Annotated in this window: 10 protein-coding genes; 4 read left to right on the plus strand and 6 right to left on the minus strand. The window is 58.0% G+C overall.

Annotated features, from left to right (window positions below; translation table 11 throughout):
* Window positions 1–61: 61 nt before the first annotated feature.
* Window positions 62–925, minus strand: a complete 864-nt coding sequence (locus PSTU_RS0114175) for a MurR/RpiR family transcriptional regulator (RefSeq protein ID WP_019341687.1) — start codon at window positions 923–925, stop codon at window positions 62–64.
* 153 nt (window positions 926–1,078) lie between these two features.
* On the opposite strand from PSTU_RS0114175, the gene zwf reads away from it, so the two are divergent.
* From zwf to rluB, 4 genes are all read left to right on the plus strand, one after another.
* On the plus strand, window positions 1,079–2,548 hold the full coding sequence (zwf, locus tag PSTU_RS0114180) for a glucose-6-phosphate dehydrogenase (RefSeq protein ID WP_019341688.1): 1,470 nt from the start codon (window positions 1,079–1,081) through the stop codon (window positions 2,546–2,548).
* Window positions 2,535–3,248 (plus strand): 6-phosphogluconolactonase, encoded by a 714-nt coding sequence (pgl, locus tag PSTU_RS0114185; RefSeq protein ID WP_019341689.1) that lies wholly within the window; start codon window positions 2,535–2,537, stop codon window positions 3,246–3,248. Before zwf ends, pgl begins: the two co-directional genes overlap by 14 nt.
* 17 nt (window positions 3,249–3,265) lie before the next feature.
* The gene (locus PSTU_RS0114190) at window positions 3,266–3,916 is read left to right on the plus strand and encodes a bifunctional 4-hydroxy-2-oxoglutarate aldolase/2-dehydro-3-deoxy-phosphogluconate aldolase (RefSeq protein WP_019341690.1); all 651 of its coding nucleotides are present in this window, start codon (window positions 3,266–3,268) and stop codon (window positions 3,914–3,916) included.
* 124 nt (window positions 3,917–4,040) lie between these two features.
* On the plus strand, window positions 4,041–5,174 hold the full coding sequence (gene rluB, locus PSTU_RS0114195) for a 23S rRNA pseudouridine(2605) synthase RluB (RefSeq protein ID WP_019341691.1): 1,134 nt from the start codon (window positions 4,041–4,043) through the stop codon (window positions 5,172–5,174).
* Between the two features lie 78 nt (window positions 5,175–5,252).
* Here rluB and PSTU_RS0114200 read toward each other — a convergent pair whose 3' ends face one another.
* From PSTU_RS0114200 to PSTU_RS0114220, 5 genes are all read right to left on the minus strand, one after another.
* A complete protein-coding gene (locus PSTU_RS0114200; protein WP_019341692.1) occupies window positions 5,253–6,185 on the minus strand; it encodes a diguanylate cyclase in 933 nt (310 codons plus the stop codon).
* 203 nt (window positions 6,186–6,388) lie between these two features.
* Window positions 6,389–7,129 carry a YciK family oxidoreductase gene (locus PSTU_RS0114205; RefSeq protein ID WP_019341693.1) on the minus strand — a complete coding sequence of 247 codons (741 nt, stop codon included), beginning with the start codon at window positions 7,127–7,129 and terminating at the stop codon, window positions 6,389–6,391.
* Window positions 7,130–7,205: 76 nt separating this feature from the next.
* The gene (gene mupP, locus PSTU_RS0114210; protein ID WP_019341694.1) at window positions 7,206–7,874 is read right to left on the minus strand and encodes an N-acetylmuramic acid 6-phosphate phosphatase MupP; all 669 of its coding nucleotides are present in this window, start codon (window positions 7,872–7,874) and stop codon (window positions 7,206–7,208) included.
* A complete protein-coding gene (gene ubiG, locus PSTU_RS0114215) occupies window positions 7,874–8,572 on the minus strand; it encodes a bifunctional 2-polyprenyl-6-hydroxyphenol methylase/3-demethylubiquinol 3-O-methyltransferase UbiG (RefSeq protein ID WP_019341695.1) in 699 nt (232 codons plus the stop codon). Before ubiG ends, mupP begins: the two co-directional genes overlap by 1 nt.
* A 143-nt stretch (window positions 8,573–8,715) precedes the next feature.
* On the minus strand, window positions 8,716–10,056 hold the full coding sequence (locus tag PSTU_RS0114220) for a TRZ/ATZ family hydrolase (RefSeq protein ID WP_019341696.1): 1,341 nt from the start codon (window positions 10,054–10,056) through the stop codon (window positions 8,716–8,718).
* Between the last annotated feature and the right edge of the window lie 228 nt (window positions 10,057–10,284).

A 10,284-nucleotide genomic window follows, 5' to 3' on the forward strand; every position in this document is an offset into this window, starting at 1 on the left:
CAACGAAGTAGCCGCCCAGCGGCTGAAACAGCTGGGCAAGGCGAAGAAGAAAAAGAAGTAGTCAGTGCTCTTCGCTTGGGTAGCGGGTCGCCATCAGGCTTTCTTTTATCTTGCGCAGATGTGGCTGGAAGTCCACACCTCGCTTCAATGTCACGCCTGCAGCCAACGCGTCGAGTACCGTCAGCTGGATGATTCGAGAGGTCATCGGCATATAGATATCCGTATCCTCCGGCAGCGGAATATCCAGGCTCAACGTGCAGACCTTGGCCAGCGGCGAGTCTGCCGCGGTTAAGCCGAGAACAGATGCACCGTTGTCGCGAGCGATGGTTGCAGCTTCCACCAACTCACGGGTGCGTCCGGTATAGGAAATGATCACGAACAGATCACCGGTATGCGCAACCGAAGCCAGCATCCGCTGCATCAGCACGTCGCTGTGTGCGGTCACCGGCAGGTTGAACCGGAAGAATTTGTGCTGAGCGTCTAGCGCCACCGATGCCGAAGCGCCAAGGCCGAAGAAATGAATCTGCCGTGCCTGAATCATCAAATCCACGGCATGGCTGATCGCCTGCGGGTCGATTGCCTGGCAAGCGCTGTCCAACGACGCAATGGCGCTGCCGAATATCTTTCTCGTATAGGCTTCTGGGCCGTCATCGGCCTCTACGGCCCGGCTGACATAGGCAGCACCACTGGCGAGACTCTGTGCCAGCTGGATTTTCAGGGCCGGATAGCCGGCCGCACCAAATGAGCGACAGAAGCGATTCACCGTTGGCTCGCTGACCTTTGCCGCTTGCGCCAGTGCCGCGATGCTGTAGCGCGTTGCTTCCTGGGGGTCGCGAAGGATGACTTCGGCCACCTTGCGTTCTGCCTTGTTCAGCTCATCGAGCCGGTTTTTTATCTGTTCCAAGAGATTTTTCATGCGATCCATGTCTCTTCCTTCAGGGGCTCGTGCCCGAGGCTACGGATAGTAGCGAATCCGGTGCACGAAAAAATCAGGGTATGTTGTTTTAATAACAACATTTTGTGCTTAAACTGCGCCGATAAACCTGTCGTGCAGCCTAATTTGGTTAGTATAAAAATCATGCCTGCTATTACTGTTGACGCAACTACCTTCGCCTTGTTTGGCGCCCTCGGTGATCTGGCGCTGCGCAAGCTGTTCCCGGCACTTTATCAGCTTGATCGAGCGGGGCTGCTTAACAGCGATACGCGCATCCTGGCGCTTTCGCGCGATCAGGGTGAGCCGGCCGCTCATCTTGAGCGTATCGATCAGGCGCTGCGCCGCTACGTGCCCGCTGCCCAGCTGGACGAAGCTGTTCTCAATCGATTCCAGGAGCGGTTGAGCTATCTGACCATGGACTTCCGTAACGCGGAAGACTACGCAGCGCTGGCTGATAATGTCGCGCCCGAGATGCCGCTAATCGCTTACTTCGCCACGCCGGCTGCCGTTTACGGCTCCATCTGTGAAAACCTCGCGGCAGCTGGTCTGGCCGAACAGACGCGAGTCGTTCTGGAGAAGCCAATCGGGCACGATCTCGACTCGTCGCGACTGGTGAACGATGCCGTTGCGCAGTATTTCCCCGAAACGCGCATCTACCGGATAGACCACTACCTCGGTAAGGAAACGGTTCAGAACCTGATCGCGCTGCGTTTTGCCAACAGCCTGTTCGAGACTCAGTGGAATCAACACCACATCTCCCACGTCGAGATCACAGTCGCCGAGACAGTTGGCATCGAAGGCCGCTGGGGCTACTTCGATCAGGCCGGCCAGCTGCGGGACATGATCCAGAATCACCTGTTGCAGCTGCTGTGTCTGATCGCCATGGACCCGCCCAGCGATCTGACCGCCGACAGCATCCGTGACGAGAAAGTGAAGGTGCTCAAGGCACTGGCGCCGATCACACCAGAGCGTTTATCTCGCCAGGTTGTGCGTGGCCAATATATTGGCGGGTCGGTGGGCGGCAAGCAGGTTCCGGGTTACTTGGAGGAAGAGAACTCCAACGCTGAGAGCAGCACCGAAACCTTCGTTGCGTTGCGGGCTGATATCTGCAACTGGCGTTGGTCTGGTGTGCCGTTCTACCTGCGCACCGGCAAGCGAATGGCGGAAAAGGTTTCGCAAATCGTCATCCACTTCAAAGAACCACCTTTCTATATCTTTGCGCCTGAGCAGCGGTCGTTGATCAGCAACCGGCTGATCATTCGTTTGCAGCCGGACGAGGGCATTTCGTTGCAGGTCATGACCAAGGAGCAGGGCCTGGACAAGGGCATGCACTTGCGTAGCGGCCCGCTTCAGCTGAACTTCTCCGAGACCTACAAGAGCTCGCGCATTCCGGATGCTTATGAGCGCCTGCTGCTCGAAGTGATGCAGGGCAACCAGAACCTGTTCGTTCGCAAGGATGAAATTGAATATGCCTGGAAATGGTGCGATCAGCTGATTGATGGCTGGTCGCGGATCGGTGACGCACCCAAGCCCTATCCGGCTGGCTCCTGGGGGCCTGTTGCGTCCATTGCATTGATTACCCGCGATGGGAGGTCCTGGTATGGCGATCTCTGAACTCGAATTGCCGTCCGATGTGGTCGCCCACAGCCTGCCGGGGCCCGATCAGCTGGCGCAGGCGTTGGCTGACCGGGTTGCAGTTGCGCTGCAGTACGCAGTTGCCAATCATGGTCGAGCAAGCTTGGTGGTATCGGGTGGACGGAGCCCGATAGCGTTCCTCGAAGCGCTGTCCATGCGCAAGTTGCCATGGGCGAAAGTGCAGGTCAGCTTGGCTGACGAGCGTTGGGTCGAACCTGAAGACCCGGACAGTAATGAAGGCTTGCTCCGTCGACATCTTCTACAAAACGCAGCGGCCGACGCCCAACTTGTTGGTCTGTATCAAGCCGCTGAGACCCTGGAGCAAGCGGCAGAGCTCGCCAGTGAGAAGCTGGAGGGTTTCGCTCGGCCAATCGATGTGCTGGTACTTGGAATGGGCAACGATGGTCACACGGCGTCGCTATTTCCGAACAGCCCGCTGTTGGCAAGAGGCCTGGCTGAAAACGGTACTGACCTTTGCCTGCCAATGCTGGCACCTGTAAGCCCCGAGCAACGCATCAGCATGACCTTCCCGCTGCTGGCATCGGCACGCGTTCAGTGCCTGGCGATTCAAGGCTCCGCCAAGCTGGAAACGTTGCGCCAGGCCATGCGGCTCGAACCTTCGCAGATGCCGATTCGCGCATTTCTGCATTCACCTCTAGAGATCTACTGGTGCCCGTGAGGCCCGAGGACTTTTCCATGACCATGGACCAGAAAAACGCGCTGATCGAGAAGATCTGTACCGAAGCTCGCATCCTGCCGGTGATCACCATTGGTAGCGAGGAACAAATCCTGCCATTGGCTGACGCTCTCGCCGCTGGTGGGTTGACGGCGCTTGAGATAACCCTGCGTTCGGCACATGGGCTGACTGCCATTCGCCGCCTGCGCCAGGAGCGGCCGGACCTGTGCGTCGGTGCCGGTACGGTGCTGGACAAGCGCATGATGGACGAGGTCGAGGCCGCTGGTGCTCAGTTCATCGTCTCGCCGGGTTGCACCGATGAACTGTTGCAAGCCGGCGTCAATTGCTCCGTGCCCCTGCTGGCCGGCATCAGCAATGCCTCCGACATCATGCGTGGCTACGCGCTCGGGTATCGGCGCTTCAAGCTCTTCCCGGCCGAAGTGTGTGGTGGGGTCGCTGCGATCAAGGCGCTTGGAGGACCGTTCGCCGACGTTCGTTTTTGTCCCACAGGTGGTGTCAATGCAGGCAATGCCGCTCAGTACCTGTCGCTGCCTAACGTCATGTGCGTCGGCGGAACCTGGATGATCGATGGCGCCGCGTTGAAGAACGGGGATTGGGCTGCGATACAGCAGGCCACGGCTGAAGCGCTGGCCTCTTTGGCGAAGGGCTGACTGTAGATCGAGGCGCGCCGGGCGTGCCTCCTTTCTGGCTGCTAACCTTCTCGTGCTTCGGTAAACCGTTGCGCGTATAGTGCGCGGCCTTTCAATCGGAATTGCCACACCGGGAGGTGCCCAGATGACCGAACACGAAGAAACAACCCCTCACATCGCCCGCGGCGAAAAACTGCAGAAGGTATTGGCCCGTCTTGGCCTTGCCTCGCGGCGAGACGTGGAAAACTGGATCGCGGCTGGCCGAGTCAAGGTCAACGGATCCGTAGCGACACTCGGCCAGCGTGTCGATCTGCACGATGCGATTGCCGTCGATGGCCGCTTGCTCAAGCGTGAAGAAGCGGCCGAAATGGTCCGTCGCGTGCTGATCTACAACAAGCCCGATGGCGAGATTTGCACCCGTGACGATCCAGAAGGTCGTCCGACGGTATTCGACCGGCTGCCACGTCCAAAAGAGGGACGCTGGATCAACATTGGTCGCCTCGACATCAACACGACAGGCTTGCTGCTGTTCACCACCGATGGCGAACTGGCGAACCGTCTGATGCATCCATCCTATGAAATGGACCGTGAGTACGCGGTGCGGGTACGTGGCGAAGTTGACGAGGAGATGATCGAGCGCCTGAAGACGGGCGTGATGCTCGAAGACGGCCCGGCCCGTTTCACCGACATTCAGGAAGCGCCTGGCGGTGAGGGTTTCAACCATTGGTATCACTGCGTAGTGATGGAAGGTCGTAACCGCGAAGTCCGGCGCCTATGGGAGTCGCAGGGACTGGTGGTCAGCCGTCTAAAGCGTGTGCGTTTTGGTCCTGTATTCATGACTTCGGACCTTCCAATGGGGCGCTGGCGCGAGATGTCGCAAGGCGAAGTCGATATCCTCAGTGAAGAAGTTGGCCTCAAGTCAGTGGCGTTGCCAGGCATGAAGGCCAAGGCTAAGGACAAGCTCGATCGCATGCAGCGCAAGGTGGCAAAGCCCATCGGCCGCGGTGATCGGAAGCCTCGCGTGTTGCGCTCTTCGCATGAGGCTGATGTGCTTGGAGATGCCGGTCGCGGTCGTGGCGCTCGCGGTGACAAACCTGCACGCAAGCCGCGCGACACGGATGAGCGCAGCAAACCAAGCCGCGGCACACCGGTGGCGGAGCGGCCAAGCGCTGTTAGCCGCGACCGTGGCAAGCCGGCGCCTGCCAAGCGTGGCGGTCCGGCTGCGACCGACGGGCAGCGTCCTGGTTTCGGACGTGGTGATCGTTCCAAACGGCCTTGACGGCGTAGCGAGAAGCGAAAAAAGAAGGGCGAGGCCACTATGGTCTCGCCCTTTTGTTTGGTCGGCGTAGCTTTGCTGCTATAGCGATGCCATGCGGGTCCGATTGCGACCTTCTTTTTTGGCTTGATACAGCGCCTGGTCGACGCGATGCAGTAGATCGTCCTGCGACTCGCAAGGTTGGTATGTGGCGCAGCCGAGACTGGCTGACAGTCGAACCTGTTTGTCACCGACCAAGAAGCAGAGATTCTGGATGGCGGCTCTGATCCGTTCCGCCACAACAGCCGCGGCCTCCGGCCCACTGTTGGACAACACCAGAACGAACTCCTCGCCGCCAAAGCGAAACACCATGTCGACGTTGCGTAGCTGTTCTCTGAGCAATAGCGCGGTGGCTTTCAGCGCGGCGTCGCCCGCCTGGTGCCCGTAGATATCGTTAAGGCGTTTGAAATGGTCCATGTCCAGCATGATGATTGACACGGGCTGGCAATGACGGCGGGACAGTTCAGTTTCGCGCGATAACGCCTGGACCATCGCAGTGCGATTCCCTGCACCAGTCAACGAATCTTTGAGCGAGGCTTGAACGGCTTGGCGGTAAAGCAATGCATTGCGCAACGGGAACAGTAGGCAGTCGAGGGCGTTTTCGAGCTGCTCCAATATCGAGTCAGGTACGTAGCTCGAGCTGAACAGGCGCAGCTCGCCGAGGCAGTCCCCGCTATGGGAGAGCGAATAACTGACATCGAAGCCGTTGACTTCGCCAATGTGAAGTTGGAAATCCGTCCCTGAGTGACGGTAGGAAAGGGCTTGTAGTGGAACCAGATTACTGACTTCTTCAAAGAAGAACTCCAGCAGTCGATCGAGCTCCAGGCTGGTTTGTAAGCGCAACGCCAAATGCCTTAACCGTTCGGAAAAGCCATGCTGGCTTGTGGATAAAGTCTTGCTGCAACTGATATCCAGCCGTCGAAGTCGGGCGGTGCTGATGTCGATTGTCGAAGGGGGCTGCTTGTCTGCCAGCATGATATGAACCTCAGAACGCTGCGTGCGTTGATAGAGGTTCTCTAGCGAATATGATGCCAACTTGAAAATGCATTTGAAAACAACGGATTAGGTTGTCGCTTTGAGATTTGCCGGCAACAGATTGCCAGCGAAACGACAGCATGATGCCAATTTGACACTCACACCGCCGTTGCTGCGCCAGGAAACAGGCGCAGGCCGGGTACTTACTGGGCGTCCATTGCTTGGCCATTGACGTCGTAACTGTCTGGCCCCATCAGGTACAGGTAGATAGGCATGATTTCATCAGGCAAAGGGTTAGCTTCAGGGTTTTCGCCTGGATACGCCTTGGCGCGCATGTCTGTCCGCGTAGCGCCAGGATTGATGCTATTGCTGCGCACGGAGCTGGTGCCGTCCAGCTCATCAGCCAATACCTGCATCAAGCCCTCGGTGGCGAACTTGGAGACGGCATACCCACCCCAGTAGGCGCGTCCTTTCCGGCCAACGCTGCTGGAGGTGAAAATTACCGAAGCGTTATCTGCCAGTTTCAGTAGCGGCAGCAGGGTACTGGCAAGCATGAAGGTTGCATTGACGTTAACCTGCATTACGCGCATGAAGTTGTCGCCGGACAGCTGTTCAATCGGTGAGCGAGGGCCAACGATACTGGCATTGAGCAGAAGCCCGTCCAGTCGCCCGAATTCACGTTCGACGGTTGCGGCCAGTTCGTCGTACTGATGCGGCAAGGCGGTTTCAAGGTTGAGCGGTATTACCGCAGGTTGTGGCCAGCCGGCTGCTTCAATCTCGTCGTAGACCCGGTTGAGGTTGTCCTCATTTTTGCCCAGCAGGAGCACGGTCGCCCCATATGCTGCGTAGGCCTTTGCGGCGGCTTCGCCAATTCCTCGGCCTGCGCCGGTGACCATGATGATCCGACCTTTGAGCAGGTCGGGGCGGGCTGAGTACTCGAACATCTGAAGCCTCATAAACAGAGCGGGGCGATAGCCCGTTGGTGGTTGCCATAGAAAGTGTGCTGCTGATCGTTGAGGGTCAATCCAGCCTTCGCGATGCGAGAAATCCTCGCAGCTCAAGCGGATGATCCACTACCACATCCGCGCCCCAGGTATCTGGGTCGTCATCAGGATGGATATAGCCGTAACGCACTGCAGCCGTGCGGCTCCCCGCAGCGCGTCCGGACTCGATATCCCGCAGATCGTCTCCAACGAACAGAACCGTTGAAGGATCGAGGTCCAGCTGACTACAGGCCAGCAGCATCGGCTCGGGGTCGGGTTTGCTTTTGCTGACGTGATCGGGGCAGACCAGAACAGCCGAACGAGAAGCGAGCCCTAATTGCTGCATGATCGGCTCGGCGAAACGCACGGGTTTGTTGGTGACGACACCCCAGATCAGATCGGCTTGTTCGATCTCGCAGAGCAGTTCTGCCATCCCGTCGTATAGGCGGCTCTCGACTGCACAATGCTGTTGGTAGCGCTCGAGAAACTCCAGGCGGAGCAGCTCAAATTCATCGGAAAGTGGATCGACATCGAAAGCGCTGAGCACCATCGCCCGAGCACCGCCGGAGACGACGTCACGCACCTGCTGGTCCGAAACACGAGCAAGACCGCGCGCCAGGCGCATGGCCTGAGCCACAGCGATAAAGTCCGGCGCTGTATCAAGCAGCGTCCCGTCCATATCGAATAAAACCGCGCGCAGAGGCATCACGCCTCCCGCAGTGTCTGGATCATATAGTTCACATCCACATCAGACGACAGCTTGTAGTGTTTCGTCATGGGGTTGTAGGTCAGGCCGATGATGTCCTTCACCAGAAGTCCGGCTTCGCGGCTCCAGGCGCCAAGCTCCGAGGGGCGAATGAATTTCCGATAATCATGCGTACCGCGCGGCAACAGCTGCAGCACGTACTCAGCGCCGATAATGGCGAACGCATAGGCCTTTGGGTTGCGGTTGATCGTCGAAAAGAACACCTGCCCGCCAGGCTTCACCATCTTGTAGCAAGCGCGAATGACCGAAGCGGGATCCGGCACATGTTCGAGCATCTCGAGGCAGGTCACTACATCGAACTGCGCAGGCATTTCGTCAGCCAGCGCCTCGGCAGTGATCTGTCGGTAATCGATCTCCAGTTCTGACTCAAGCAAGTGCAGGCGGGCAACGGACAGAGGCGCCTCGCCCATGTCGATCCCTGTCACGGTAGCGCCACGCTGAGCCATGGCTTCGCTGAGAATTCCGCCACCGCAGCCGACGTCCAGGACCTTTTTGCCGGCCAGCGAAACGTGCTCATCAATCCAGTTGACCCTGAGCGGATTGATTTCGTGGAGCGGTTTGAACTCGCTTTCGCGATCCCACCACCTATGGGCGAGGGCTTCGAATTTGGCGATTTCGGCGTGGTCGACGTTGCTCATGGTTTGTTCCAATTTATAAGCCTGAAGGGGAAGCTTGAGCTGCAAATGCCCATGTTGCCAGCTTTGCTCAGGTGCGGGACACCCGATAGGACGCTTCGTATACGTCAGTTTGTCGCGGAGCTTCGGTTGAGGGTAGCCTCGTCTCAGTGTTTGGAGCCGATCTTCCTCCCCCACTCCTGAGCGGTGGCGACGAGCTGTTCCTCGTCCATACGGGTCAGTTGACGATCATCCAGCAAATGCTTGCCGGCCACCCATACGTGTCGCACGCAGTCTCGGCCGCAGGAATAGATCAGTTGGGATATGGGATCATAGACGGGCTGTTGGGCAAGACGGGACAGATCGAAGGCCACCAAGTCTGCAAATTTCCCGACTTCAAGCGATCCGGTATGGTCATCCAATCCGAGCGCCCGCGCACCGTTGAGCGTCGCCATGCGCAGAGCACGATGGGCATTGAGCGCAGTCGCGGAACCCGAAACGGCCTTTGCAACCAGCGCTGCGGTTTGGGTTTCTCCCAGCAGATCGAGGTCATTGTTGCTGGCAGCCCCATCGGTACCTATGGCCACATTGACGCCCGCTTCCCACAAACGCTCCACTGGACAAAAGCCGCTGGCCAATTTCAAGTTGGACTCAGGGCAATGGATCACGCTGCAGTTGTGCTCGACCAGCAGAGCGATGTCGTCATCGTTTACTTGGGTCATGTGCACGGCTTGAAAACGTGGCCCCAAAAGCTGAAGGCGCGCCAAGCGAGCCAGTGGGCGCTCGCCATGCTCGCGCAGCGCTTCCTCTACCTCATTCGCTGTTTCGTGGACGTGCATATGAATGCCGATATCCATTTCGGCAACCAACGTGCGGATGCTTTCTAGCTTATCGTCGCTGACTGAATAGGGCGCATGGGGCCCAAATGCGACGCTCAGGCGCGGGTGGTGTTTGAGATCGTCAAAGAGGGCAATCCCTTTGCGAAGTGCCTCGTTGGCATCGCGGGCGCCTGGAATCGGAAAATCGAGCACTGGAATTGTGATCTGCGCGCGGATTCCATGCTTGTGCACCAGCCGGCTGACCACTTCTGGAAAGAAGTACATGTCGGAAAAGCAGGTGATGCCGCTCTGTAGCTGCTCGGCAATCGCCAACTCTGTGCCTGCATTAATGAACGCTTCGTCGACCCATCGGCTTTCGGCCGGCCAGATATGCCCACGCAGCCAAGTCATCAGCGGCAGATCATCAGCCAGGCCGCGAAAAAGAGTCATAGCCGCGTGGCCATGAGCATTAATAAACCCTGGGGCAAGAAGCATTCCGGAAAGATCGCGTGTTTCTTTGGCGAGATAACGACCGGCTTCTTCGCGGGGTGCTATAAGCGCGATGCGCCCGTCCCGGATTCCCAATGCATGGTTCCGCAGCACAACGCCGGCTGGCTCTACCGGGACAAGCCAGGTAGGAAACAGCAGCAGATCGAGCGGCTCAGTTGAAATGTGCGGCATTTGGGCCATCAGAGTGATCAAAGACAGGCGCTGAGTGTAAAGCCTGCCGAATCCAGATTGAAGAAACCTGTTATATAACGCTGGCTGCGTGCCTATATAAAAAGCGGAGAAGCACCCTTACTGCTGTGCTTCCAAAAAACCAAAACAACCGTTGACGTAAGATTCTGAGTGCCTATAATGCGCACCTTCTCCGGCGCAGGCCTTAGGCGAAACCTCTGGTAAATCAAGAGGTTAGCG

The organism is Stutzerimonas stutzeri SDM-LAC (assembly GCF_000235745.1).
In the GTDB taxonomy this organism is placed as follows: Bacteria; Pseudomonadota; Gammaproteobacteria; order Pseudomonadales; family Pseudomonadaceae; genus Stutzerimonas; species Stutzerimonas stutzeri_H.

Bases quoted from the DNA above. Each gene is read 5' to 3' on its own strand.
- PSTU_RS0114175 (WP_019341687.1), bottom strand. From the start codon at position 925: ATGGATCGCATGAAAAATCTCTTGGAACAGATAAAAAACCGGCTCGAT.
- zwf (WP_019341688.1), top strand. From the start codon at position 1,079: ATGCCTGCTATTACTGTTGACGCAACTACCTTCGCCTTGTTTGGCGCC.
- pgl (WP_019341689.1), top strand. From the start codon at position 2,535: ATGGCGATCTCTGAACTCGAATTGCCGTCCGATGTGGTCGCCCACAGC.
- PSTU_RS0114190 (WP_019341690.1), top strand. From the start codon at position 3,266: ATGACCATGGACCAGAAAAACGCGCTGATCGAGAAGATCTGTACCGAA.
- rluB (WP_019341691.1), top strand. From the start codon at position 4,041: ATGACCGAACACGAAGAAACAACCCCTCACATCGCCCGCGGCGAAAAA.
- PSTU_RS0114200 (WP_019341692.1), bottom strand. From the start codon at position 6,185: ATGCTGGCAGACAAGCAGCCCCCTTCGACAATCGACATCAGCACCGCC.
- PSTU_RS0114205 (WP_019341693.1), bottom strand. From the start codon at position 7,129: ATGTTCGAGTACTCAGCCCGCCCCGACCTGCTCAAAGGTCGGATCATC.
- mupP (WP_019341694.1), bottom strand. From the start codon at position 7,874: ATGCCTCTGCGCGCGGTTTTATTCGATATGGACGGGACGCTGCTTGAT.
- ubiG (WP_019341695.1), bottom strand. From the start codon at position 8,572: ATGAGCAACGTCGACCACGCCGAAATCGCCAAATTCGAAGCCCTCGCC.
- PSTU_RS0114220 (WP_019341696.1), bottom strand. From the start codon at position 10,056: ATGGCCCAAATGCCGCACATTTCAACTGAGCCGCTCGATCTGCTGCTG.